The organism is Exiguobacterium marinum DSM 16307 (genome assembly GCF_000620845.1).
In the GTDB taxonomy this organism is placed as follows: Bacteria; Bacillota; Bacilli; order Exiguobacteriales; family Exiguobacteriaceae; genus Exiguobacterium; species Exiguobacterium marinum.
The window spans coordinates 728,942-753,271 of the sequence record NZ_KK211189.1 but is presented as its reverse complement, the minus strand read 5'-3'; the positions used below and the strand labels follow the sequence as shown (position 1 = coordinate 753,271).

Genomic DNA, 24,330 nt, shown 5'->3' with positions numbered 1-24,330 from the left:
TCTGAGCCATCTTTGTTTATTAGATCCCGTCCGCCATCTCTTCTTTAAAGCCGAAGAAATACGTGAATAAAAAGCCTGCCGTATATGAAATCAATAGTCCTGCAATGTACGTCAAATACATGCCGTTATCAATCAATGGTGTGAGCGATAGACCGGATACACCAATTCCGAGCGCCGCTGTCTGCATGGTCGCTTGGAATGCCCCACCGACCGCGGCCCCGAGACACGCCGTCAAGAAGGGACGTCCGAGCGGGAGCGTGACCCCGTAAAGAAGCGGCTCTCCGATTCCGAGGAACCCGACCGGGATGGCTCCTTTGATAATATTACGCAGTCGCGGGTTGCGCGTCTTCACAAAGATGGCGAGCGCCGCACCGACCTGACCTGCACCGGCCATCGCCAAAATTGGGAGAAGCGCCGTCGTTCCGACCGTGTTCAACAGTTCTAAATGAATCGGCGTCAATCCGTGGTGTAACCCGACCATGACGAGTGGTAAGAAGAATCCGGCAAGTACTGCTCCCGCTACCGGCCCCCCGACTTCAAGCGTCGCATTGATACCTCGCATGATGCCGTCTGATAATAATCCTGCGACTGGCATGATGGCATAAAGGGCAGTAAATCCAACGATTAGGACAGTAAAGAGTGGTGTAAAGATAATATCAATCGATACCGGCATGAAGCGACGAATGTGCTTCTCGATATAAGTCATGAGCCAACCGGCAAAAATAACACCGAACAGCCCTCCACGCCCGACAACGAGTGGTTCCCCATAAATAACGATGTCCGCGAGGAGCGGGTTGAATAGAATTCCCCCGGCAATTGCCCCGAGTACCGGCGTTCCCCCAAACTCTTTTGCTGTATTCCACCCGACAAGGATGGCCAAGTACGCAAAAACTGTACTCCCGAGCACGAGCAGAATTTGCATCCACGTCTCTGTTCGGTCGACACCGGCATTGACAGCGAAGTTCGCCGCACCGTTAATAATCCCCGAAGCGACAAGTCCAGGAATGAGCGGAATGAAGATGTTTCCGAGGCGACGAAGGAATCGTTTGAACGGTGACTTTTGCTTCTCTTTCACCTTCTGGCGTTCAACAGCCGCACGTTCCTCTAACGTTAAGTTCTCATCCACCGACTCTTCCCCAATCGCTAATCCCGTTTCATGGCTCATATAGTCCGCGACCCGATTCACGGTACCTGGACCGACGACAATTTGCAGCGTCTCGTCATCGATGACACCCATGACCCCGTCAATCTTCTTCAATGCGTCAAGATCTGCTTTCGTCGCATCTTTCAACGTCAACCTTACACGTGTCATGCAATGCGCGAGTTGACGAATATTCTCTTTCCCCCCGACATGTGCGAGGATGTCCCGTGCTAAAACCTCTTCTTTCTTCACCTTGAATTCCCCCTTATAGCGCCTCACGGACGAATCCGTTCGCACTCTCTAATCGTTTGATAGCCTCTTCATAAGAGACGTCGGCTAAAATCATGACGATTGCTGTTTTGACGTGGCCCTTGGATGACACAAAATAACGCGCGGCCGTCTCCAGGTCGACCCCTGTCGCTTCTGCGATCATCCCCTTGGCACGCATTTCTAGCTTTTCATTCGTCGGCTTCACGTCGACCATCAAGTTTTGATACACTTTCCCTACTCCAATCATCGACGTCGTCGATATCATGTTGAGGACAAGTTTTTGAGCCGTTCCTGCCTTCAATCTCGTCGAACCGGTCAACACTTCCGGTCCGGTCTCCACTTCAATCGGATAATTCGCATGTCGACTGATAATCGCATCTTGGTTACATGAAATAGCAGCCGTCACCGCACCGATTTCACGTGCGTAGTCGAGACCCCCGACCACGTATGGTGTCCGACCACTCGCCGCAACCCCAATGACCGTATCGTCCGCTGACAATTGAAGCGCTTTCAAATCTTGAACCGCCAATTCCTTACTGTCTTCTGCTCCCTCGACGGCTTTAACGAGCGCACGTTCGCCACCTGCAATCAGTCCGATGACTTGGTTCGGTGACACACCGAACGTCGGCACACACTCTGCAGCGTCTAAAATACCGAGTCGCCCACTCGTACCCGCTCCGATGTAAATCAAGCGACCGCCTTTACGAAAGGAAGCGATGACCTGCTCTACAACTTGCGCGATGACCGGGAGTTGTTCTTGAATCACTTGAGGGACTTTTTGATCCTCTGCATTCATAATCGTCAATCGTTCCTCAATCGACATCTCGTCCAGTTGCATCGTTCGTTCATTCCGTCTTTCTGTAGCCAATGTATCTAGCATCGCCACCATCCTTTCTTCTCTATGATTTCATCGTACTATATTGAAACTTAAAGTCAATTTATAATTTAATTTTTATGAAATTTAATTTCAAATGAGATTCAAAAGAAAACTCACTCCAATCGAATGAGTTGTTTCTTCAGGACGTGAACGCGCACGTCTTTATTCGTGACCGAATCCTTTTCGTATTCATAGCCGTTCCGTTCCCAAAATCGGCGGGCTCTCTCATTATGAGGAAGCACTCCTAACCGAAACTCTGTTTGATATGGACGCATATATTGATTTTCCAACTGTTCATACAACGTTTGCGCCAGACCTGTCCCGTGAAGCGACTCATCGACGACGAACAAACCGAGCCAAAGCGAGCCATCTACCGGGTGTTTTTTTAAGAGGTCTGCGATTGCTATGATTCGCTCTCCTTCGCGAAAAATCAGGCTCATTGTCCCTTCTTCTTCAAAATCCGCCACGTTCTCGTCGCGAAACGTTTCAGTGGATTGTCCATTCATACGAGCGAACGTGCGCTGCCGCATCAAGAAGTTCTCCAACTCCGGTCGATCCTCTACCGCATATGGTCGAATCATCGGCGCAATTTCACCATCTCATCTCGGGCTTCTGCATAACGATCGATCAATCCTTCTCCTTTTCGGTGAAGGAGTCCCATATATAACGTATCGACAATCGTTAATTGCGTCATCCGTGAGGCGATACTTGCGATTCGGAAGTCACTCTCGACGTTCGGCGTACAGAGTCGAACGTCCGCTTCCCGGTAAAGTGGCGATTTGTCGAGGTTGGTGATGGCAATGACAGGAACACGTTTCTTTTTCGCAAATCGGACGAGCTCGAGCACATCTTTCGTTCGTCCTGACGTACTAATCGCGACAAATACGTCAGACTTTCCTAAATGCGGGATCAGCGACAACATATAATGAAAATCCGGAGATGTCATGGCTGCATATCCCAATTTCGTAAACTTATATTGCGCATCAATCGCCGCCGTCGAAGATCCGCCGACCCCGTAAAAAATGACACGGTTTGCACGTGCGAACAACTCCACCGCATGTTCGAGTTCTCGTTTATCCATCGCTTCGGCGCATGCTTCGATCGCCGCTTTATTGACGTGAATGACTTTTTGAAACGAGTCGTACGGGGTATCTTTTTGCTGAAGGACATTGAAATCTGTCAATGTCGTCTCCGTGACGGCCAGGTCTTTCACGAGCGCGAGTTTAAATGCTTTAAAACTATCGATTCCAATCACTCTAGCGAAGCGAACGATACTCGCCTCAGACACATCCGTCTTTTGGGCAAGCTCTTTTGTCGTCATATTTGGAATGAGCGTTGAATGCGACAAAATGTAGTCCGCAATTTTCTTTTCAACCGCTGTCATATCGTCTTTTGCTAAATCAATTTTCGTAAGTAAGGATTCCATCGGGTCATCCCCTTCCTGCAACTGTTGTTCTTTTATGATAGCGGATTCTTTCCTCATATTCCAATCGGCTAAGAAGGTCGAGCGTTCACCCGGCCTATAAGTTGTTCGTATTGAACGTGTCCCCACCTTGAATCGATCCGTTCTCAAATCCTCTTTCGAACCATCGCATCCGTTGTTCAGAAGTACCATGCGTGAACGAGTCCGGTGTCACGTATCCACCCGCCTGACGTTGTAACGTGTCATCCCCAATCTGATGCGCGGCATTCATCGCCTCTTCGACGTCTCCTGCTTCGAGATACCCTAAACCTTGCGCATGATGCGCCCATACGCCTGCGTAGTAGTCCGCCTGCAATTCAAAGCGAACGAGATAACGGTTGAATTCCGTTTCACTCATCTCGTTACGAAGCGGCATGATTTCTCCTGTCGCCCCGAGAAGTGTCTGTACATGATGCCCGACCTCATGGGCGACGACGTATGCCATCGCAAAGTCACCAGGTGCATTGAAACGTTGGCTCAGTTCATCATAAAAACTCAAATCGATATATAGTTTTTGGTCGCCGGGACAATAGAACGGACCAACGGCCGACCCGGCAATACCACAAGCGGATTCGACTTGTCCCGAAAATAGGACGAGCGTCGGCTCTTCATATGTCATCCCATTTTTAGCGAATATGTCTGTCCACACTTCTTCCGTATCTTTTAAAACGACCGCTACGAAGTCCGCCATCTCCTCTTCACGAGCCGTTCCCGTATACGTTCCCTCCGATTGAGGTTCCCCAAGTCCGATGTTGTTGACGAGATCCGTCGGACTGCCTCCGTTCAATAACGTAAAGACGATGACGAGAATCAATCCGAGACCACCCCCGACCCCGGCAATCCCTTTTCCTCCGATGCTCCGTCCCCGTCGGTCCTCGACGTTACGGCTCTGTTGTCTTCCTTTCCACTTCATCTTCATTCCTCCTACATTCGCTCTGTCTTGTTACATACCCGAAATATATAAAAAATGAGCGCCTGCTTTGAGGTAGATGCGAATTTTTCTTTTCTCAGCGAACGGGATTCACTACAATATAAGAGACTTCAGCAAAGGAGGAATGACCCATGCCTTACGTAACGGTAAAAATGCTTCCGGGCCGTACCGTGGAACAGAAACGTGCGTTGATCGAAAAGGTGACGGATGCCGTCTCCGAGACGACGAACGCGCCAAAAGAAAACATCACCGTCTTCATCGAAGAGATGGATGCAACACATTACGGTCAAGCCGGTGTGATGCACGCAGATAAGAAATAAGCGACGAACGGACCCCTAATATGGAGTCCGTTTTCTATTCTAATCTTCCCTGTTCACGTCGAACCGTTCACTCGGTATGGTCGGCTTAATCAAGTGACGCGTCGCTCGCCAGATGTGATAGCCGATACGGTCGAGCCAGAGCAATACTTGCACTTTTTGTATCGTCAGGTCCATCTCCAGTTGATTCGCTGCCGTCTCTTCTAACAGTTCCGAACGATGTGCTTTCCGATACTCCGCCAGTTGTTTCGAGGCCTGTTTCCACAGCTTTGAATCATCCGGTGGCGTATGATGATTCAGTTGATTCACAAGGTCAAGCTCATGTAACACAAGTTCTCGTGCTGCTAAAAAGTCGGTGTCCCGAAGTACGTGGACCGGTTCGACTTCCCGCAAGACGTATAACCAGCGTTCCAGGTGGTCAATCGTGTGCAAGAGAGATAAATGTTGACCATAATCATTTCGCTTTCCATCATCCTCAAGACGTATCGTGCTCAAAAAGAAACGAACGTCGCTCAACGTCTTGTCGACGAGGATCAATTCATCTTCACGTAGTCGCCCTTCACGGACGAGCAACTCGGTCTCGTTCCCTAAATAACGCTCGATTTCAAGTAAGGAACGTCGTGCCGCTTCCAAAGCGACTGTCGGAAGTTGTGACATGTTTTTATCGAGCAGACGTGTCAATTTTTCGGAGCGACTTGGAATCCACTTCAGTAATCGACGTGCGAACGTTTGATAAAAAGGCAGGAACAAGATCACACCAAGTAGATGGAATGTCGTATGGAATAAAGCGAGGCGCAACAAATCGTTCCAGTTGAACCAATCGGCCACTCGATTGACGATCTCGAAGAGAACGGGAAATGTCAACCACCCCATGAGGACAATCGACACATGGTAGATGGCATGAGCCAACACGATGCGCCGCGCCGATTTCCATCCACCAATCGAACCGAGTGCCACGACAAGGCTCGTTCCAGCACTCTGACCGAGCACCAAATAAGCAGCCTGTGGGAGTGAAATCGCCACTGTCGCAAGGGCCGTCATCGTTAACACGAGTCCAATCGTCGACGACTGAAGGATGGCGGTCATCATGAACCCGATTCCAATCAGAACTGCCTGATGCAGAATAGTCATTTCACCGACCGAGCCAAACGAGAACGTGACGACATCCCGCATTGCTTCTTGAAGTGTTCCAATTCCAACAAAAATCAACCCGATGCTGACGAGAAACAATCCAATACGGCGAAGGCGCGGACGGGAGAGACGAAACACCATCCCGATTCCAATGAGCGGTAGAAACAACTGGCGCACGTCTAAATTGTAGCCAAGGACGGCAATAATCCACCCTGTCGTCGCACTCCCTACATTGGCTCCAATGACGAGCGGTAACGATTGTGTGAACGTGAGGAGCCCTGCACTCACAAATCCAATCGTCATCAACGTAGTGACCGAAGAAGATTGGAATAAGGCTGTTAACATGGCACCAAGTGTCGCACCTGACAAAGAGCCATCGGTGAATTGATTTAAGTGATGACGTAGTCGTGTACCCGCCCATTTTTTGAGCGTATCTGTGAGTAGTGTCATGCCGAGTAAAAATATCCCGATTCCGCCAATCAGTGTCGCAATCTCCATCGTGTCACGCTCCTTTGCGTGCTTATTCGTCTTTTAATGTCGACAAAATCCACGATTTCTCGTTGGCATAATCCTTCAAGTTCAACAACACATCTTCCGGATAATAAATCTTTTCATCCGACTGTCTCGAGTTCAAAATCGACTGGACAAGCATCGACACTTCCGAAATCTCTTTCCGCTCACCGTCATTCATCTGAAGATAAATCCCTTCATACTTTCCTTGGCCTTTATACAAGTCATATGGCAATTGACTTAACTGATCTTCAAGCAAATAATATTTCGACGGTAACCCGATTGTTTCCATCGTCTGACGGAGACGTTCCATATGACGGTCACGGTTCGCTTCCGGGAAGTTTTTATATTTCAATAAACGACGATTCACGAACCGACTGGACAGATCGGCCAAAATCGAGTCTTCCTCATCCATCCACTCTTGGAAATAGAAGTAGACGACCGTTTCATCCAACTTCAAATATTGTTCGAGCGCCATCACTTTTTGTTCAAAAATTGGCAAGAAGTGCTTCGGGGTCAGGTTGAAGGCATAGCCACTCTCATACAGTTCCTGTGCTCGCTCAAGAATCGCTTTCAAGAGAAGGTCGCTCGAACGTGTCGCCGGATGAAGGTACACTTGCCAATACATCTGATAGCGACGCATGATGTAATCTTCAATCGTGTGCATCCCCGACTGCTTGACGACGACTTGATCTTCATCTGGACGCAAGACGCGCAACATGCGCTCTAAATCAAATTTCCCGTAGCTGACACCTGCAAAGTGCGCATCTCTTAGCAAGTAGTCCATCCGGTCGACATCGAGTTGCGAACTGAGTATGTTGACAATTAGACGATTCGGGTGCGTCTTGTTGATGATCGAGGCCACTTCTTCCGCAAACCCGACACCCATCTCGGATAACACTTTGTTAACTTCGGTATCCCCTAAAATGATTCGTTCGGTCCATACTTCATGGCGAACGGAAAAGACGTGTTCGAATGCGTGCGAGAACGGCCCATGCCCGACGTCATGTAAGAGTGCCGCTGCTAACAACAACTCACGGTCTCGGTCGTTCCATTCTGGGTACTGTTGGAACTGATCGATTAACTGGCGTGCGATTTCGTATACACCGAGCGAGTGATGAAATCGTGTGTGCTCTGCGCCGTGGAACGTCAAAAAGGACGTCCCGAGTTGCTTGATGCGACGCAAGCGCTGAAACTCTTTCGTGTTGATCAGCTCCCAAATAAGATGATCGTAGACGTAAATATAACGGTGTACCGGGTCTTTAAACACTTTTGATCCAGATAGTTGTCCTCGTGACGAGTACATGACATGCCCTCCTACGTTTCGTTATGTTCTAGATTCGACTTCAAACGAATCGTTCCCTCCGTGCTATAATGAGAAGGAAAATTATTTGTGAAAAGGAATTAAGTATATGATCCATCCATTATTAAAACAACCGAGTTATCGTGTGATCGACCAATCGAGCCTTGGCACGATGTTTCAAGCGGAACAATCTTTCGCAACTGACGATACGTTATGTGCTTCAACCCAACAATCAGGCGCTGTCTTGCGCGTATGGGTGCACACGAATACGATTGTACTCGGAATCCAAGACGCAAGGTTGCCTCATTTAAAAGATGGGGTTCGGTATTTGCACGAGCGTGGCTTTCGACCGGTCGTCCGTAACTCGGGCGGACTTGCCGTCGTGTTAGACGATGATGTCCTGAACTTATCTTTAATCTTACCCGAGAATGACGGGATTCAAATCGACAGCGGCTATGAGGCCATGACCTCCCTTATCCAACAGATGTTCCAAGATGTCACGAGCGACATCGTCCCAGGTGAGGTCGTCGGCTCGTACTGTCCGGGAAGTTTCGACTTGTCGATTGACGGGAAAAAATTCGCCGGTATTTCGCAACGACGCGTCCGTGGCGGTGTCGCCGTTCAAATTTACTTGAGCGTCAGACAGAGCGGGAGCAAACGTGCCGAAATCATTCGAGACTTTTATGATTTGGCGATCCAAGAGGAAGCCACCAAGTTCACGTACCCTACCATTGTACCGGAAACGATGGCTTCGCTAGAAGATTTGCTCGGCATTCCCCTCACGGTTCAAGATGTTCTTACACGGGCCTACCGCGTCCTTTCCACTGTCAGCACGCTCCAAAACGCGTCACTGACAGCTGAAGAACAAACGACACTCGTGAGCCAGCTCGAACGGATGTGGAAACGGAATGAACCGCTACGCGAGATTGAACAACAATTAACAGAGGAGTGATTCATCCAATGTTTAAACTGATCACAGACACCGGAGCCGATTTGACACACGATCAAATCATCGAATACGGTCTTGAGATTTTACCGCTCGGTGTCATCATCGACAACGAAGAGTTTTTAGACGGGGAAACAATTCAACCGAAAGACGTGTACGATGCGATGCGTCAAGGCAAGACGCCGAAGACGTTCCAAATCGAGGCGTCACGTATTGAACATTGCTTCCGTCAGCATCTCGAGGCGGGACTGCCGTTCTTATATCTCGCCTTCTCAGGTGAACTTTCTGGTACCTATCAAACCGCCGTCATGGTCGGTGAGATGCTGAAGGAGGAGTATCCAGACAGCACATTCAAGATCCTCGATACTCGAACCGCTTCAGTCGGACAGGCGTTATTCGTCAAGACAGTCGCAGAGTACAGTCAAGAGCACACGTACGAAGAAACAGTTGCGTATGCTGCTTCGCTCGTCGGAAAGATTCGCCACTTGTTCACGGTCGAATCGCTCGAATATTTGATGCGAGGCGGACGTGTGTCGAAAGCGAGTGCTTTCATCGGAGACTTGTTGACGATTTTACCGTTATTGACGGTCGAGGACGGCAAGCTCGTCCCGATTGAAAAGGTACGCGGTCATAAGAAAGTCATGCGGCGCATGGTCGAATGGACCGTTGAATCGAAGCCGCTCGTCGAGAACGGGGACTTTTTCATCGGTCACGGTGACGACCTTGAAAAAGCGGAACAGTTCGAGAAGATGGTCCGCGAACATCTCGAACCGAAGCACATCACGAAGACACTGGTCGGGTCTGCCATCGGTGCCCACACCGGTCCAGGTCTACTCGTCATCGCCTATTTCGAAGCATGAAAAAATGAGCTCTCCCGATTTTCGGGCGAGCTCATTTTCGTTTAGCGATTCCAGCTCTTAAATCCGTCCCCAAACTGCGCATAGTTCTCGTCTTGGAATACACCGTCCACAAATTTTGGTACATCTACCGGCAACTTCCCTTGCGGCTTCACTTCACCGAAGATGGCACGGATGCCTGCCGGTAAGTTCGGTCCTGCCGACTTCAAGTTACCCGCTTCCGAGTCTGGTCCGTTCGGGTCGCCTTTGAATCCATAGATCAATAGCTGCGCCGGTGCTTCTAGCTGAACGGCAATATCATATGGATTACGCAAACTGAGTAAGACCGACTTCTTCCCTGTCTCGTTGGCGTAACGGAACACTTCGGCCGGTACATAATGATCGGCTGACGTCGGCTTCAGTTTGGCACTGTTGTTCACGTTTGAACCGACGATGATATAGTCAGCTGCCTCAACTTGTTGCCACAGTGCCGGATTTCGATCTAGATGTGGCGTCGATGCTGAATAGTTGGCCGTGATGACGTTCACGTCTTTCATATTCCCCGCATTCTTTTCTAGTGACTTAATCGTTTTCACCATGCTATCCGTCTGGTCTTTCGTTGGTGACAAGACGAGCACCGTGTCCCCTTTTTTCGGTTTGAACGAGAGCGTCTTATTCTCATTCTTCACAAGAGTCACAGCCGCTTCCGCGATTTCACGCTCTTTCACTTTATGTTCTGCGCTTCCTACGACAGTATTTGCTTCCGCAAGCTTCGCCTCGAGCGTAGTCGAGTTCATCGTTTCTCCCCAGATGCCCCGTTCTGCCTTCAGTTTTAAAATCCGTTCGACCGATTCATCGATGGTCGCCTCCGACAAACGTCCATCGTTCACTGCCGCGATGACTTCCTCAAAGATCGCCTCGAGTTTGATCACGTCCGCCTCCGAACGTAAAATCGTCGGCATGAGCGCGATGTCGACCCCCGCTTCGAACGTCTTGATGACCGCTTCCGCTTCCGTGAAGTTGTCTGCGATAGCCTGCATGTTGAGCGCATCGGTCACAACGATTCCTTCATATTCGAGTTCCTCACGGAGCACTCCCGTAATGACATCGTCCGAGAGCGTCGCCGGAAGCGGGAACGTGCCGCGATCTGACTCGACGACCTCGTCTTCAATCTGCGGCATCCCGATATGTGCTGTCATAATCATATCGATGCCTTCCGTGATGGCACGTTTGAACGGTAGCAGTTCCAGTCCGCGCAACTCGTCGAGCGTTTTGTCGACAATCGGTAATCCGTAATGGGAGTCGACGGCTGTATCTCCATGACCTGGGAAATGCTTCGCCGTTGCCGCTACGCCTTGGTCTTGAATGCCTTTCGTCATCGCTGATCCAAGTTCGCCGACCAGGTCAGGATCGCTCGAGAAGGAACGGACCCCGATGACTGGATTCCCTGGGTTATTGTTGACGTCTAACACTGGTCCGAAGTTCACGTTTACCCCGAGTGCGTGTAATTCAGAACCGATGATTTCCCCTGCATCATAGGCATATTGACTGTTTCGAGTCGCTCCAAGCGCCATATTCCCCGGTAAATTCGTTCCCGTCCCAAGGCGTGTCACAATCCCACCTTCTTGGTCGATTGTGACGAATAACGGAATATCATTGCTGGCATCTTGTTTCACGACTTCTTGCAGGTCATGAACGAGTTTCGTCGTCTGTTCCGTCTCTTTCACGTTTTCCGCGAATAAAATGACGCCCCCAAGGTCAAATCGATCGATGATTCGCGCAACTTCCGGTGCAAGTGCCGTATGGTTCGCCCCGTTCCATAGTCGGAAGTCCGGCATGATCATCTGTCCGATTTTTTGAACGAGTGTCATCGATTCCAATTTCGTGCTGACACGCTGATCAATCGACATGGTCGGTGTCCCTTCCGCCACGACCGCGTCCGCTGCCGGAACCGATGAGACGAGCAACGCTGTCGTCAATCCGAGTGTTGCCGTCCAATTTAATGCCTTGTTCATGTTCCCACTCCCCTTAGTCAAATTTGGCTGACCCCCAAACGAAAAGGCATGGAGGAAGAAGCGTTGCCTCATCAACGCTCGTTCACCCCATGCCTGATCGCATCAGTTACATTTGGTTCTTATTCAGGTGGTCAACAACAGTATAGCAACTCCACTTTTCAGAAACAATCGCCCTAGTGAAAGCGTAACCATTTTGAAACAATGTTTCTGTTTTGATACACAGAAAACTGTATTGGTAAAACCAATAATTTCTCTGGTTCGTTTTTGATTCTTTTTTTGGTAAACTCAATTCGTTACAGGTTAACTTAAAAAAAGGGGGAGTTTTTTGTGGCAAGAGGGGAACTGAAACGCAAGCCGGAATGGTTAAAGATTAAATTGAACACGAATGAAACATATACCGGCTTAAAAAACATGATGCGTGAGAAAAATCTACATACGGTATGTGAGGAGGCGAAATGTCCGAACATCCATGAATGTTGGGCGGTACGTCGGACCGCGACTTTCATGATTTTAGGAAGTATTTGTACACGCGCCTGCCGCTTTTGCGCCGTCACGACAGGTAAACCGAACGAGCTTGATTGGGAAGAACCGAAGCGTGTCGCCGAATCCGTACGACTCATGAACTTGAAACATGTCGTCATCACGGCCGTCGCGCGTGACGACTTGAACGATTACGGGGCTACCGTCTTCGCGGAAACGGTTCGTGCCGTCCGCGCCATGAACCCGGAAACATCGATTGAGGTGCTCCCGTCAGACATGATGGGTGACTTCTCTGCCTTGCAGACGTTGATTGATGCGGGTCCTGACATCATGAACCATAACTTAGAGACCGTTCGTCGCCTCACACCGAGAGTCCGTGCCAAAGCAACGTATGACCGGACCCTCGAGTTCTTGAGGCGTTCGAAAGAACTGAATCCCGAGATCCCTACGAAATCATCAATCATGGTCGGACTCGGAGAAACGAAAGAAGAGTTGATTGAAGCGATGGACGACCTTCGCGCGCACAACGTTGATATTTTGACGCTCGGTCAATATTTACAGCCGACGAAGAAACATCTCGAGGTCGAACGTTACTATCATCCAGACGAGTTCGCCGAGTTGAAAGAAATCGCACTAGCAAAAGGATTCTCACATTGTGAGGCAGGTCCGCTCGTCCGTTCTTCTTACCATGCGGACGAACAAGTACACAAGGCACGTCGCCACACGATGTTGCCAATCGATTAACAGAAAGAAGAGAGATTATGACTGGTACGACGTGGCACTTACTTAGAACTGAATCCACTTCACCGGCTGAGAACATGGCGATTGACGAAGCCATCGCCAATTGGGTCGCGAAGGGAGAACTCAAACCGACGCTCCGTTTTTATTCATGGGCACCTCATGCGATCAGCGTCGGACGTTTCCAGCGGGCGACACGCGACTTGGACCGCGAGGCGCTCACGAAGAACAATATTCCGGTCGTCCGTCGCCTGACGGGTGGACGGGCCGTGTTACACGCGGATGAACTAACATATAGCGTCATCTTGCCCGAGTCGACACCGGCTCTTCCGACGAATATCATCGAGAGCTATCGATTACTCACGGAGGGTGTCCGCCGCGGTTATCATGAGCTCGGTGTACCGGCCGAATTTTCGGTGCCGTTGACGGAAGAGGACCGTGAGGCGCTCCGCAAACCAAAATCAGCCGTTTGCTTCGATGCCGCCTCGTATTACGAGCTTGCCGTCGACGGGAAGAAGATTGCGGGTAGCGCACAGGTACGTCATCAAGGGGCCGTGCTTCAACATGGATCGATCCCGCTTTCTGTCGACGATGAGGTGTTGTTCGACTGCTTCACGATGGAGGAGCACGAAAAACTTGAAGCCAAAAACCGCTTCAGCGAAAAAGCCGTCGCCTTGAATGACACGTTACAGCGCTTCGTCTCCTTTGACGAAGTAGCAGCCGCATTTGAGACCGGCTTCAAAGACGCGTTCTCCTTGACGTTCGAACCACTCGTCTTTACGACAGAACAGCGAGCTGAGATCGATTTGCTCGTGAAGAAGTATGAGAGTGACGAATGGGTCTGGAAACGCTAAAAAGATTGTCCCTTTTTTACGGGGACAATCTTTTTTCATGCCACGTTCGTTCGGCGCAAGAGATGGCGCACATCCCGGAACGTGACGAATGTTTTATTGTTTTCATCATATAACTTGTAACGTAACGACTTCAGGCTTGAAAATAGCCCGATTGTCGTTGCTCGCTGTAATGGTGGTGTCGACGTATGTGCCTTCTCTAAATGATAGTTCGGCACTCGTGGACTCAAATGGTGGACGTGATGGAAACCAATATTTCCTGTCACCCATTGAAGCACTTTCGGCAATTCATAATACGAGCTTCCTTCGATTGCCGCCTTCACGTAGTCCCACTCTTGCTCATCCTCGAAGTATGAATCTTCAAACGTGTGCTGGACATAGAACAACCAAATCCCGAGCACACCAGCGATGAACATCGTCGTACCTTGAACAATGAGGAACGCTTGCCATCCGATGACATAAATCAACGCACTGTATAACACGACGAGTGAGAGATTAATGATATACGTGTTTTGCCGTTCTTTTTTACGGGCGTCTTTTCGATTGAAACGACTCGTCACGAGAATGAGCCAAAGTGGTCCAAGACCGAACATGACGAGCGGATGACGATATAGGCGATACTTCAATCGCATCCATTTCGAGGCTTCGATGTACTCCTCAATCGTCATGACCCAGATGTCGCCGACGCCCCGTTTATCCAAATTCCCACTCGACGCATGATGAATCGCATGCTCGCGTTTCCACTTCTCGTAAGGAAACAACGTCAAAACACCGGTAATCGTTCCGACGATGGCGTTTGCCTTCTTATTCTTAAAGAACGAACCGTGTGTACAGTCATGGAAGATGATAAACATCCGCACGACAAATCCTGCTGCTATCAACGTAAACGGTAATGTCAGGAAAATGGAGACACTCAGTAGTTGATACGCCAAAAACCATGAAACGAGAAACGGTAAAATCGTATTAATCATCTGCCGCACACTAATCCGAATATCGGACTTTTCAAACGGCGAGACGTGCTTTCTTAATTGGGCAATCTTTTCTTTACTCATCACGACCTCCTTGAACTCAACAGCGTCACAACGCAAAAATATAGATAAAACCAACAACCGACGTTGTTCAATGTGAATTCATGGATTGGAAGCATTCCCTATCAAGAATTAACACCAGGTCATTATATCATGTATAAAACTTATGTGGTGAAAATTCAGAAAAAAAGACTTGTCCCTATCTTTAGAGACAAGTCTAACTAATTTATTGTTGCGTATAAATCGAGACGGACCCACCATTGACGAAGAACTCGCCCCAACCGTCCGCATTGATCGTCACGAGACGCCCGTTATTGCCGGTCATGTCTTTCCATACTTCTCCCGCGTTCTGCTTTCCGACATACATCCATTTCGATCCGCCCGGTCCGTCCGACAAAATCGTCGCAAGTCCCGACTTCGCACGGTCCGTCACACCTTCGCGCGTCCACCCGATGACGTCTTGATGATTGATGTAATCATGTTGCGTGCCATAGGCGAAGTCTTTACGTGCTTTCAAAATCGGTTGAAGCGACGCTGACATATTCGGGATTTCACGATTCGTCGTCCCTTTCGTTCCATAATAATCACCATAGAAGAGCGTCGGATATCCTTGATCACGCGTCATGATGGTCGCATAGGCGAGCGGTTTGAACCAATTGGCAACCGTCGACTCGAGTGATTGCCCAGGTTGTGAGTCATGGTTGTCGACAATCGTGACGGCGAGTGTAGGATGCTGCTCGACGACCGTGCCTTTTAGAATGTTGCGCATATCATAGTAACCGCCACCGTTCCCCGCTGCTTGGAAGTTGTAGTGGAGCGGTACATCGAATACCGAGTGGGTATATCCCGTCTTCGCCAAGTAATCATTGATGGCTCCCAGGTCATTCTTCCAATACTCCGCAACCGTGAACATCTCTTTTCCGGTTGCCTGACGGACACTTGTCACCCATTCCTTTAAATACGAATGGTTGATATGTTTGACCGCATCGAGACGGAATCCATCGAGACCGAGCGAATCGGCGTACCATTTCCCCCAGTTTTTCATTTCCTGTCGTACTTCTGGATGTTCAAAATCGACATCGGCGTACATCAAGTAGTCATAGTTCCCGTTCTCACCGGATACTTCACTGTCCCATGCTTTACCGGTACTCTTAAATTTATAAATCCGGCTCAAGCTTCGTGACTGATCCCAGTCGGTCCCGTCAAAATGATACCAACGCCACTTGAACGGCGAGTATGTATTGTTCCGTCCCGCGAAATTGAATCCGGTCCAGGCGGAAATCGAATATGCTCCCGACGTCTCCTGATTCCGATTGGAAGGATTGACCTCGACAGCTTGAACGGACTCGGTATAATCCGCTCCGCCCTTATGGTTCATGACGACATCTCCGTACACGCCGATTCCTTTTCCGCGTAAGTTCGAGATCGCCGACTGTAGCTGCGTTTTCGTTCCATACTTCGTCCGAGTCGTCCCTTTTTGATTGAATTCCCCAAGGTCATACAAATCGTACGCCCCATATCCGACATCATTTTGTGACGTCCCTTTATACGCTGGCGGGATCCAAACGGTCGAGACCCCAATGTCTTTCAAGTGCTGCGAATCGTTCGAGAGACGGTTCCAATGCAGTCCGTCGTTCGGGACATACCATTCAAAGTATTGCATCATCGTACCGTTCTGCGGAGTTGCCGCTTGTGCGACCGGTTGCCCTGAAAGAAGGGCAATCGATGTCACCCCAGCCAGCACGGCAACCCCTTGTCGTTTCTTCAACATCATTCATTCCTCCTCAAATGATTAATGAAAGCGCTTGCATTAATCATTGTGAAGGATTTTGATTTTGTTGCATAGACCGATGTCCAAAAACAGTTCTCTCTCCCTAACTATTTTTCATTCGAATAGTTCAGTTGAACGAAACAAAGACGGATGGCTTGTGCCATCCGCCTATTCATCCTTGACGATTCACTTTTATTCGTTTGAATCGGTAGCCGATATACGGAAGTCCCGTGAACACGAGACCTGTCGTCACGAGTAGTTGAACGCCAATCAATATCATTTCGACTACGGTCGGCCAATCAAATTGAAACAAGGAAAAGAGCGCAATCCATAATATACCTAGGATGAGCGCAGCCCGTCCCATCTGACGTTCCATGTCATGATATTTCTCCTCTGTTGTTTCGATATCCGAGTAAATCGGCTTCGCATCTCGATTTCCTTTGAAAATATGAATCTCATCCCCGGTCGATGTGACATGTTGCCATCCGCTCGACGCAAACAGGTCAAAGTAGTCTTCATCTGGACGAGTTCGATAATCCAAACTATATTGAACGTCTTCCGGTTCCCCTTCGACAAGCGTATATCCTAAAGGGGCAAACTTTTTCAAATGCCAACCCTTCGCCGCCATTCGCTCCAATTTCCGCATCTCACGCTCTTCGGCAAACGCTAGTCCCCAGCTCGACATATACTTCTGTCTCATCGTGATCCCTCCATATCTAAAATGGCACAGGCATCTTCGACCATCGCCTGTCGTCTTTTCACATCATCTGTCAGAATCGAACGCCCTTTACGCGTAATCTGATAGTTCTTTTTCTTTCCGTCTCCGTCCATCGGTTCAATCAATTCGGCGTTCAACAACTTTTTGATGATTGTATACATCGAAGCCGGACCAATTTGCATTCGCCCTCGCGTAGTCTCTTCGACAAACTGCATGACCAAATAGCCATGACGCGGCGTCGTGAACGCCAATAAGATGTAAAACATACTATCCGTCAGTTCCCCTAACTCCAAGGAGTCCGTTCGCGGCATCTCCCCACCTCCTATATCATTAAATGATACACCTCTTACATTCAATATATATCGTTAAATGATATATGTCAATAAATGATATAAAAAAAGTCGCACCCATTTAGGTATGCGACTTCTGTGTGGATTGATTTAGCTTGTGACGTAATCCAAATCATGCAAAATATACGCCAGGAAGAAGATCATGCTTGGATTCTCATAACGCATCTGGACTTTACGGAGCTGCTCGCGATACGTGACCTCATACTCGGCCCCGTTCATCTTCCGCTCCATGTTCATCTTGATGAGTGCATCGAGTTTGTCCATCATATCGACAAGCATTCCTTCATACGTATCATCTTTCGAGTCGGCCATATATCTCCGGAATGCCGGTTGCATATACTCAGGCAACAGTCCAAGCAGACGTTCACTTTCCGCCCGTTCGTACGCCTCAAACGCAGCCCCTGTCTCTTGCGTCGAATGTTTGACTGGACCGAGCACGTCTCCGGTCACCCCTTCCACTAAGTCGTGACAGAGAAGACGGGCCACGAGTTCGGCGACATCGACATCGACGTCGTACTTCTCACGCTCTAAGAGCCCACTGAACATACCGAGTGCAGCCGCGCGGAAACCGTGAATCGCATCGTTGTCGTCAATCGTGTTGAAGCGACCTTTCCAACGACGCACACTATCCATCCGCATGACGTTCTCGATGAACCGTAACACATCCGTCTCTGCCTCGACCTGGTCGAACAGCCAGCGAACCGAATCAATCGGATGATGACGGAGTGCAGCTTTCATCTCTTCTAATTTGTCATCGAAATGTGGAGAACCATGCGCGACTTCCCGTCGCACGAACAGCATCGCATCGAATGAATCGATTCCGTCCACAATTCGTCCTTCAAATGAGTCATCTTCCGCTTCGACAACGAAGCGATGAAAGTGAGGACGTAGCGACTGTGACAGCAACTCGACAAGACCGAGGCTCGCTGTCCGCTCCATCCGTTCGATGTGACCAATCAACGTCGGTTCTTTTTTCGTCCGGTGCATAATCGGCCCCGTCTGCACTTCATTCATGTCATGGAAGATGGCTTTCCCAAGTAAATCGAGCAAATCGACTTCGTGCCCGTTCTCTTTCTCCACATAAGCCGCGATCAAGCTGAAGACCGCGACACGAAAACTGTGACTTGCAGCATTGTCATGATAATGCGGGGCATATTCGTCCCATCGTTGCACGTTTTGCATGCGTGTCATCTTTCGGATAAACGTTCCGTTATGCATGATTTCACTCCTTACGATAATCGTTCAAATACTTCGTCGTGACAGACGACGTAGAGCATGTCTGTATCTTGGAGCGGTAAGTCGAGCATCGTCGCCACATCCAAGCGGTCATTGACCGCGATGAGCGTCACCCCAGATTCAAGTAACGCTGTATTTGCTTGTCGAACATTTTGCCACTCGGCTTTCGGTTTCAACGCTTGAATGTTCCCACCCGACTGCTTACTTAATAATTGACGGAAAATGGTCGTTGTCCCTGGTTGTAATGTCGCTTTCGCCATCAAGAGCGAGACCGAGTCGTTCGCTAAAATAAAGTCGTCGACACGGACGTGTTTAAATTTCGAGATATTCCGTTCCTCGCACACCTCCACGACCGTGTGCAAATCGACTTTGTAATCGTGTGATAACGCTTCTACCGCTGATGCAATCAATAACGACTTCCCATCAGCGAGTAATGTCTCCGTGATACGTGCATCCGCAAAAATGGCGATTCGTCGAGCTTTCAAGACGTTTGCCTGCATCAACACCGCTTCATCCGAGGCGTCTCCTGATACGAAATGTACTTGATCGTGCACATACGGCTCCTCAATCAATTGATCGATTAAGACAATCTCCGCTTTCGGTTCATAGTTGAGCACTTCATCGATTGCTTTTTTCGTCTTCGGGGACCATCCGATATATACATAATGTCCTTCTCCACGATACACTAGTCTTCCCTCCCGTTTTAATCGTTGAAACGTCGCTCCGACTTCAACTAGTTTTCCAATCAATGCCCCGATAATCCCAATCCCGAATAGGAACAAGAAAATCCCGAGCCATCGCCCCGCCACGGAAGACGGATAAAAATCTCCATATCCAACGGTCGTCAATGTCGTCATCGTCCACCAGAACGAGTCGAACAATGACTCGAACGTCTCCGGTTCAAATAAATAACCGAGCACAGTCCCGACGACGATGATACCAACCGAGGCCAGAATCACGTTCAAAAATGATAATTTCGCTAATCCTTTCCATACACGAAACAAGATATGCACTGTTTCCCCCTCCTTCTCTCTTATATACTAAACGTATCCAAGGAAAGATTCACGAAACCATTTTGACATTCACCCCGTATAAAAAGAAAAAAGGAAGGACTGAATTATGAATTCAATCGTATTAGAGTATCGTCTCTATAAAAATGAATTATCGTTCGAACCACTATACCATTACACGTCTCTCGGATTAGACGAAGTGCTCGCCCGTCGCGAATGTGAGTTTTTCGTCAAAGACGGCATGACATACAAACAACGCTCGTCCGCCCTAGAAGGCGATCAATACTTTTTGATTTACGTCGATCGCTACACTGAAGGACCGATGGACAAACAAGAAACGAGCGAGATTAAAGTCGAAATCCGTACACTCGACGACCGCTTTGACAACCCGTTGCTCGAAGCCTATTACGTCGATCGTCACCTCGATGCACTCGCCATGCTCGGGAGTCAATACTTGTACGTCGCCAATAAAGAGTACGAACGCGATTCAGCAGAAACAGATGAAGATCGTGGTGTGTATGTCATATATGTCACACCGACCGGTTATACATTGGAGGAATCAACATGAAGACAAGTAAGAAAATTTTAAGCGGACTTTCTGCTGCGGTATTAACGACCTCTCTCGCCGCATGTGGAGATGATAACTATAACGAAGCCGCGCTCCCTGAAGAGCCGACCGGCTACGAATGTGACGATTGGGACTGGGATGATGTGACAGAATCATATTATTGTGACGACGATCGTTCCCCCCATTACGGGAGTTACTTTTTACTCGGTAGCTTGTTCCGTTCAAAAAGTGCACTGAAAAACTCTTCGACCTATAAATCATATAAGTCAAATGGTGGTGCGACCGGCGCCGTGTCGAACGGCTCAAATTCAGGGTCGTCAAAATCTGGACTCGGGAGCGGCTCTAAAGGTGGATTCGGCGGATGACGCGTGACGAACTTTACAGTCAAATCCCTTATTTTTGGCCCGATTTAAACGATGAAGAATATGCCCTATACGACTGTTTCGAAATGACCGCCTCGCAGGTAGAGTCCGTCCGAGAGGCGACCGGGGCGGTTGATTCGATTTTTCGGAAGACGAATCAACTGTTGCGCTCGCTACCTGACGAGACGCTACGACTGCTCGGCTATCCCGAATCGAGCCTGCCGTTCTTACGGGAGAAGACAATTCCGCAGGAGACAATCATCGGTCGCTACGACTGGATCATGAAGAACGGCCAACTCAAATTGATGGAGTTCAACTCAGATACACCGACGTTCATTAAAGAACTGTTTGACGTGAACGGCGTGGTCGCTTCCGAATTCGATCTCCTCGATCCGAACAAGGAAGCCACCGCTCAGTTAAAAACCGAGTTGCGGAAGGCCATCGTTGCCGCATGGAAACGACTCGGACGAGAAGGCACACCAAAAATCGTCTTCACGGCTCATGATGACAACATCGAAGACAAATGGACGGCTCGCTTCCTGCAAGAAACGCTCGATTTACCGTCTGAATTTGTGTCACTTCATGCTTTGCTCGTCGACGAAAACGGTATCTATACACCATCGGGTGAACGAATCGATATCTTGTACCGTCAAACATATCCGATTGAACATCTCGTAGACGATCAAGCACCGGACGGAGACTTGATTGGCATTCGGTTGCTCGAACTCAATCAACAAAAACACGTATCGCTTCTCAATCCGCTCTCAGCTTTCCTCATGCAATCGAAAGGCGTACAGGCCCTGATTTGGGAGTTATATGAGACCGAGACACTGTTCGATGAAGCTGAGCGCGACATCATCGACACATATTTTTTACCAACTTACTTAGAAGACGCACCGTTTCTCGGCGAATCGAACTACGTCAAAAAACCGGCATTCGGACGTGAAGGGGACTCCGTCATCTTGTACACGAAAGAAGGCAAACCGTTTCACCGAGAATTACTACAAACGTATGCGGAAGAGACGGCCGTGTACCAACAGTTCATCGAACTTCCGACTCGGATGACGACGACCGTCAAGGGCCTTGTCGAGACACATTACATGATCGGATGTTTCTGTTTGAATGGACACCCATCCGCACTCGGCGTTCGCGCCGGTAGCATGATCACGAACAATCATTCGTACTACTTAGCCGTTGGCACACCTACACAAAAGGAGACAAACTCATGACATTCATCACACTCGATTCAATTTTAAGCTTCCTCGCCCACCTCGGGACAGGATTCGGTCTCATTCTCGCCGGACTCATCATCTTCGCATTGACGACCAAATATTCGGAACGTAAGTTAATCAAAGAAGGCAACATGGCCGTCGCTTTAAAGCTTTGGGGGAAAGCGCTCGGACTCGCCATCGTCATCTACACGGTTTGGGCGAACAGCGTCAACTTGCTCGATGCGTTCATCTGGGGACTCGTCGGCATCGCTGCCCAAGTATTGGCGTTTTGGACGTTTGAATACGTCCTTACACCAGGCGTGAACTTAGAAAAAGAAGTCGAGAACGGCAACATGGCCATCGGTTTCAGTTTGTTCGCCGCATCACTCGTCGTCGGCATCATCGTCGCCGCGAGCTTGACGTACTAATTCAAACACCCCATGCACGCATTCGCGAGGCATGGGGTGTTTATGTTTATAAAAGACAGGAGGAAAAATCATGTCCAAGGGAATCACCTTACTCACGATCGTCTCCGGTCTCATCGTCGTGGCAATCGCAGTCGGTGTCGGACTTTACACGTACACTAACATTCAGGCCGGCAACTCATACGAAAATGCCGAAAAAGAAATGAATCGTTATATGACGATAAACGACTGGTATAGTTTTGAAGTTCATAACAGAGAACAGTCCATTCTCTCTTTTTACACAAACGAAGATCGCTCCGTCATCGGTCTAGCCGAGATTGATGTCACGACAGGAAACTTAGGGTCTGTCACTAAAGAAATAGAACCGAATCAGTCTTTTGATTTCGTCACCCTTCATGTTGAAAACAAGGAGTACATCGGTGTCCATCTAAAAGAACGCCCGGAAGATGTCGTCTATTTACGGTTAAACGGTGACGATGTCTCAAAAGATTTTCTCGTCAACGATCCCGAAAACGAAAGCTACACCATGACATATGTCATTGAAACAACAAAACCGTTAGATGGTTCGTGGTCACTTGAAACGTTGGATGACAACAAACAAGTCATACATTTAAGTGAACTCACGGAATAATCCTTCTCGCCATATTATGAATCAAGACGACTTTTCCAGTCGTCTTTTTTAGTTGGTCGCAAGAACTCCAGACGGCCCGAAAAATTCATATCGCGCCTGAGGAATGACACGGACGACCGTCTCCATCATCGCATTCGGCCCACACGTGTAAACATCATGCCTTTCGACATCAAGTGCCTCGAGCTGCGTCGTACTCATACAACCCGATACGTCATCCACATGTGTCATGAGATGAAGCCCTTCTTTCACAAGTTCGTCGAGTTCGTCTCCGAGTGGACGAAGGTCCATACTCCGAACTGCGTGCAATAACGTGACAGAACGTCCTTGACGAAGTGCCGTCTTCGCCATATTGAAGAGGGGCGTAATTCCGATACCTCCTGCGATGAGTGTGAGCGGACGGTCTGATGCTTCAAGGATGAATTCTCCTGCCGGTGCGCTCATCGGGACTTCTGTTCCGACCATCTGTTCATGAAGCCAGTTTGAGACGAGTCCCTCCGCTTTCGGCGCAATCCAATATCCGTTTTCTGTCGTGTCGATGACGCTATATTGGCGGTGGTGCAAGATGTCTTCATCAGCGATTCGCGCTTGAACCGAGATGTATTGTCCTGGAATGGCTGTGCCAATAACTCCATCTTTTGCGACGAGACGGAATCGCTTCACTTCCGTTGTGTCTTCTATGATTTCTTCAATGACGAACGGTTTGAATCCGACCCATGGCGCGTCATCATACATCTGTTTCTCAAGTGAGATAAAGACATCGGCAATCACACCATACGCTTTTGCCCATGCATCGATGATATCAGGTGTTGCAGCTTCACCGAGCACGTCTTGAATCGCCGCAATCAAGTTTTCACCGACAATCGGATAGTGTTCCGGGCGGATGTTCAAACTTTTATGTTTATGAAGTGCTGGTTGGATGGCAGGAAGAATCGCTTCGAGTCGATCGATATGAAGCGCTGCCGCATAGACCGCGTTCGCGAGCGCTTCCGGCTGGCGTCCTCGTTTTTGGTTCGTATGGTTGAAGAAGTGACGCACTTCTGGATTTTGTTCAAACATTCGTTGATAAAAATGCTTCGTAATCGTCACACCATGTTCTTTCAAAACTGGTGCCGTCGCCTTTACAATCTCAATCGTTTGTTGATCTAACATGTGAATTTCCCCCTTTTGTTTCGTACACGTTCATTATGTGAGTCAAGTCACTTTAAAGCAATA

General features: G+C 48.8%; 25 protein-coding genes. 10 read left to right on the top strand and 15 right to left on the bottom strand.

The features are described from left to right. Positions 1 to 19 precede the first annotated feature (19 nt). The 5 genes from P400_RS0104360 to ypfJ all read right to left on the bottom strand — a co-directional run bounded on the left by P400_RS0104360 (position 20) and on the right by ypfJ (position 4,663). The gene (locus P400_RS0104360; protein ID WP_026825028.1) at positions 20 to 1,393 is read right to left on the bottom strand and encodes a PTS transporter subunit EIIC; all 1,374 of its coding nucleotides are present in this window, start codon (positions 1,391 to 1,393) and stop codon (positions 20 to 22) included. A gap of 13 nt (positions 1,394 to 1,406) precedes the next feature. Further along, positions 1,407 to 2,300: an N-acetylmuramic acid 6-phosphate etherase gene (gene murQ / locus P400_RS0104355; protein WP_034770836.1), complete on the bottom strand. Its 894-nt coding sequence runs from the start codon at positions 2,298 to 2,300 to the stop codon at positions 1,407 to 1,409. A gap of 101 nt (positions 2,301 to 2,401) precedes the next feature. Then, positions 2,402 to 2,869, bottom strand: a complete 468-nt coding sequence (locus P400_RS0104350; RefSeq protein WP_026825026.1) for a GNAT family N-acetyltransferase — start codon at positions 2,867 to 2,869, stop codon at positions 2,402 to 2,404. Then, positions 2,866 to 3,714, bottom strand: coding sequence for a MurR/RpiR family transcriptional regulator (locus P400_RS0104345; protein ID WP_026825025.1), 849 nt, complete (start codon positions 3,712 to 3,714; stop codon positions 2,866 to 2,868). The genes P400_RS0104350 and P400_RS0104345 overlap by 4 nt, the downstream gene beginning before the upstream one ends. Positions 3,715 to 3,808: 94 nt before the next feature. Continuing rightward, positions 3,809 to 4,663 carry a KPN_02809 family neutral zinc metallopeptidase gene (gene ypfJ, locus P400_RS0104340; RefSeq protein WP_026825024.1) on the bottom strand — a complete coding sequence of 285 codons (855 nt, stop codon included), beginning with the start codon at positions 4,661 to 4,663 and terminating at the stop codon, positions 3,809 to 3,811. A 149-nt stretch (positions 4,664 to 4,812) separates the two neighbouring features. Here ypfJ and P400_RS0104335 point away from each other — a divergent pair, with 149 nt between their 5' ends. After that, positions 4,813 to 5,001, top strand: a complete 189-nt coding sequence (locus tag P400_RS0104335; RefSeq protein WP_012727443.1) for a 2-hydroxymuconate tautomerase — start codon at positions 4,813 to 4,815, stop codon at positions 4,999 to 5,001. 39 nt (positions 5,002 to 5,040) lie between these two features. On the opposite strand, the gene P400_RS0104330 is transcribed toward P400_RS0104335, so the two are convergent. Continuing rightward, on the bottom strand, positions 5,041 to 6,627 hold the full coding sequence (locus P400_RS0104330; protein ID WP_026825023.1) for a Na/Pi cotransporter family protein: 1,587 nt from the start codon (positions 6,625 to 6,627) through the stop codon (positions 5,041 to 5,043). A gap of 22 nt (positions 6,628 to 6,649) precedes the next feature. Beyond that, on the bottom strand, positions 6,650 to 7,945 hold the full coding sequence (locus P400_RS0104325) for an HD domain-containing protein (RefSeq protein WP_026825022.1): 1,296 nt from the start codon (positions 7,943 to 7,945) through the stop codon (positions 6,650 to 6,652). Positions 7,946 to 8,051: 106 nt separating this feature from the next. On the opposite strand from P400_RS0104325, the gene P400_RS0104320 reads away from it, so the two are divergent. Together P400_RS0104320 and P400_RS0104315 are read left to right on the top strand one after the other, a co-directional pair. Then, positions 8,052 to 8,894, top strand: a complete 843-nt coding sequence (locus P400_RS0104320) for a lipoate--protein ligase family protein (RefSeq protein WP_026825021.1) — start codon at positions 8,052 to 8,054, stop codon at positions 8,892 to 8,894. Positions 8,895 to 8,902: 8 nt separating this feature from the next. Further along, entirely contained in the window at positions 8,903 to 9,748 is an 846-nt protein-coding gene (locus P400_RS0104315; RefSeq protein ID WP_026825020.1) for a DegV family protein, read from the top strand. 41 nt (positions 9,749 to 9,789) lie between these two features. On the opposite strand, the gene P400_RS0104310 is transcribed toward P400_RS0104315, so the two are convergent. Then, positions 9,790 to 11,739: a glycoside hydrolase family 3 protein gene (locus P400_RS0104310; RefSeq protein ID WP_026825019.1), complete on the bottom strand. Its 1,950-nt coding sequence runs from the start codon at positions 11,737 to 11,739 to the stop codon at positions 9,790 to 9,792. 327 nt (positions 11,740 to 12,066) lie between these two features. Here P400_RS0104310 and lipA point away from each other — a divergent pair, with 327 nt between their 5' ends. Then, positions 12,067 to 12,963, top strand: a complete 897-nt coding sequence (lipA, locus tag P400_RS0104305; protein WP_026825018.1) for a lipoyl synthase — start codon at positions 12,067 to 12,069, stop codon at positions 12,961 to 12,963. 17 nt (positions 12,964 to 12,980) lie between these two features. Then, a complete protein-coding gene (locus P400_RS0104300) occupies positions 12,981 to 13,811 on the top strand; it encodes a lipoate--protein ligase family protein (protein ID WP_026825017.1) in 831 nt (276 codons plus the stop codon). 35 nt (positions 13,812 to 13,846) lie between these two features. Here P400_RS0104300 and P400_RS0104295 read toward each other — a convergent pair whose 3' ends face one another. From P400_RS0104295 to P400_RS0104270, 6 genes are all read right to left on the bottom strand, one after another. Next, complete coding sequence (locus P400_RS0104295; protein ID WP_026825016.1) at positions 13,847 to 14,860, bottom strand: fatty acid desaturase; 1,014 nt, start codon at positions 14,858 to 14,860, stop codon at positions 13,847 to 13,849. Positions 14,861 to 15,062: 202 nt separating this feature from the next. After that, positions 15,063 to 16,607, bottom strand: coding sequence for an alpha-amylase (gene amyS, locus P400_RS0104290; protein ID WP_026825015.1), 1,545 nt, complete (start codon positions 16,605 to 16,607; stop codon positions 15,063 to 15,065). 172 nt (positions 16,608 to 16,779) lie between these two features. After that, on the bottom strand, positions 16,780 to 17,307 hold the full coding sequence (locus tag P400_RS0104285; RefSeq protein ID WP_026825014.1) for a DUF2812 domain-containing protein: 528 nt from the start codon (positions 17,305 to 17,307) through the stop codon (positions 16,780 to 16,782). Beyond that, a complete protein-coding gene (locus P400_RS0104280; protein WP_026825013.1) occupies positions 17,304 to 17,636 on the bottom strand; it encodes a PadR family transcriptional regulator in 333 nt (110 codons plus the stop codon). The genes P400_RS0104285 and P400_RS0104280 overlap by 4 nt, the downstream gene beginning before the upstream one ends. Before the next feature lie 129 nt (positions 17,637 to 17,765). Beyond that, positions 17,766 to 18,893 carry a YfbR-like 5'-deoxynucleotidase gene (locus tag P400_RS0104275; RefSeq protein WP_026825012.1) on the bottom strand — a complete coding sequence of 376 codons (1,128 nt, stop codon included), beginning with the start codon at positions 18,891 to 18,893 and terminating at the stop codon, positions 17,766 to 17,768. Positions 18,894 to 18,904: 11 nt separating this feature from the next. Further along, a complete protein-coding gene (locus P400_RS0104270; RefSeq protein ID WP_026825011.1) occupies positions 18,905 to 19,924 on the bottom strand; it encodes a potassium channel family protein in 1,020 nt (339 codons plus the stop codon). A gap of 106 nt (positions 19,925 to 20,030) precedes the next feature. Between P400_RS0104270 and P400_RS0104265 the strand changes: the two genes are divergently transcribed. From P400_RS0104265 to P400_RS0104245, 5 genes are all read left to right on the top strand, one after another. Then, a complete protein-coding gene (locus tag P400_RS0104265) occupies positions 20,031 to 20,489 on the top strand; it encodes a hypothetical protein (protein ID WP_026825010.1) in 459 nt (152 codons plus the stop codon). Further along, positions 20,486 to 20,854: a hypothetical protein gene (locus P400_RS0104260; protein WP_026825009.1), complete on the top strand. Its 369-nt coding sequence runs from the start codon at positions 20,486 to 20,488 to the stop codon at positions 20,852 to 20,854. Before P400_RS0104265 ends, P400_RS0104260 begins: the two co-directional genes overlap by 4 nt. Then, positions 20,851 to 22,080 (top strand): glutathionylspermidine synthase family protein, encoded by a 1,230-nt coding sequence (locus P400_RS0104255; RefSeq protein ID WP_026825008.1) that lies wholly within the window; start codon positions 20,851 to 20,853, stop codon positions 22,078 to 22,080. Before P400_RS0104260 ends, P400_RS0104255 begins: the two co-directional genes overlap by 4 nt. Continuing rightward, positions 22,077 to 22,490: a DUF350 domain-containing protein gene (locus P400_RS0104250; RefSeq protein WP_034770831.1), complete on the top strand. Its 414-nt coding sequence runs from the start codon at positions 22,077 to 22,079 to the stop codon at positions 22,488 to 22,490. Before P400_RS0104255 ends, P400_RS0104250 begins: the two co-directional genes overlap by 4 nt. Positions 22,491 to 22,560: 70 nt before the next feature. Beyond that, on the top strand, positions 22,561 to 23,118 hold the full coding sequence (locus tag P400_RS0104245) for a hypothetical protein (RefSeq protein ID WP_026825006.1): 558 nt from the start codon (positions 22,561 to 22,563) through the stop codon (positions 23,116 to 23,118). 48 nt (positions 23,119 to 23,166) lie between these two features. On the opposite strand, the gene P400_RS0104240 is transcribed toward P400_RS0104245, so the two are convergent. After that, on the bottom strand, positions 23,167 to 24,267 hold the full coding sequence (locus tag P400_RS0104240; protein ID WP_026825005.1) for a globin domain-containing protein: 1,101 nt from the start codon (positions 24,265 to 24,267) through the stop codon (positions 23,167 to 23,169). Positions 24,268 to 24,330 lie beyond the last annotated feature (63 nt).

What these genes read in the sequence shown, in the direction of transcription:
- murQ (WP_034770836.1), bottom strand. Translation starts at nt 2,300, where the DNA reads ATGGTGGCGATGCTAGATACATTGGCTACAGAAAGACGGAATGAACGA.
- P400_RS0104350 (WP_026825026.1), bottom strand. Translation starts at nt 2,869, where the DNA reads ATGATTCGACCATATGCGGTAGAGGATCGACCGGAGTTGGAGAACTTC.
- P400_RS0104345 (WP_026825025.1), bottom strand. Translation starts at nt 3,714, where the DNA reads ATGGAATCCTTACTTACGAAAATTGATTTAGCAAAAGACGATATGACA.
- ypfJ (WP_026825024.1), bottom strand. Translation starts at nt 4,663, where the DNA reads ATGAAGTGGAAAGGAAGACAACAGAGCCGTAACGTCGAGGACCGACGG.
- P400_RS0104335 (WP_012727443.1), top strand. Translation starts at nt 4,813, where the DNA reads ATGCCTTACGTAACGGTAAAAATGCTTCCGGGCCGTACCGTGGAACAG.
- P400_RS0104330 (WP_026825023.1), bottom strand. Translation starts at nt 6,627, where the DNA reads ATGGAGATTGCGACACTGATTGGCGGAATCGGGATATTTTTACTCGGC.
- P400_RS0104325 (WP_026825022.1), bottom strand. Translation starts at nt 7,945, where the DNA reads ATGTACTCGTCACGAGGACAACTATCTGGATCAAAAGTGTTTAAAGAC.
- P400_RS0104320 (WP_026825021.1), top strand. Translation starts at nt 8,052, where the DNA reads ATGATCCATCCATTATTAAAACAACCGAGTTATCGTGTGATCGACCAA.
- P400_RS0104315 (WP_026825020.1), top strand. Translation starts at nt 8,903, where the DNA reads ATGTTTAAACTGATCACAGACACCGGAGCCGATTTGACACACGATCAA.
- P400_RS0104310 (WP_026825019.1), bottom strand. Translation starts at nt 11,739, where the DNA reads ATGAACAAGGCATTAAATTGGACGGCAACACTCGGATTGACGACAGCG.
- P400_RS0104300 (WP_026825017.1), top strand. Translation starts at nt 12,981, where the DNA reads ATGACTGGTACGACGTGGCACTTACTTAGAACTGAATCCACTTCACCG.
- P400_RS0104295 (WP_026825016.1), bottom strand. Translation starts at nt 14,860, where the DNA reads ATGAGTAAAGAAAAGATTGCCCAATTAAGAAAGCACGTCTCGCCGTTT.
- amyS (WP_026825015.1), bottom strand. Translation starts at nt 16,607, where the DNA reads ATGTTGAAGAAACGACAAGGGGTTGCCGTGCTGGCTGGGGTGACATCG.
- P400_RS0104285 (WP_026825014.1), bottom strand. Translation starts at nt 17,307, where the DNA reads ATGAGACAGAAGTATATGTCGAGCTGGGGACTAGCGTTTGCCGAAGAG.
- P400_RS0104280 (WP_026825013.1), bottom strand. Translation starts at nt 17,636, where the DNA reads ATGCCGCGAACGGACTCCTTGGAGTTAGGGGAACTGACGGATAGTATG.
- P400_RS0104275 (WP_026825012.1), bottom strand. Translation starts at nt 18,893, where the DNA reads ATGCATAACGGAACGTTTATCCGAAAGATGACACGCATGCAAAACGTG.
- P400_RS0104265 (WP_026825010.1), top strand. Translation starts at nt 20,031, where the DNA reads ATGAATTCAATCGTATTAGAGTATCGTCTCTATAAAAATGAATTATCG.
- P400_RS0104260 (WP_026825009.1), top strand. Translation starts at nt 20,486, where the DNA reads ATGAAGACAAGTAAGAAAATTTTAAGCGGACTTTCTGCTGCGGTATTA.
- P400_RS0104255 (WP_026825008.1), top strand. Translation starts at nt 20,851, where the DNA reads ATGACGCGTGACGAACTTTACAGTCAAATCCCTTATTTTTGGCCCGAT.
- P400_RS0104250 (WP_034770831.1), top strand. Translation starts at nt 22,077, where the DNA reads ATGACATTCATCACACTCGATTCAATTTTAAGCTTCCTCGCCCACCTC.
- P400_RS0104245 (WP_026825006.1), top strand. Translation starts at nt 22,561, where the DNA reads ATGTCCAAGGGAATCACCTTACTCACGATCGTCTCCGGTCTCATCGTC.
- P400_RS0104240 (WP_026825005.1), bottom strand. Translation starts at nt 24,267, where the DNA reads ATGTTAGATCAACAAACGATTGAGATTGTAAAGGCGACGGCACCAGTT.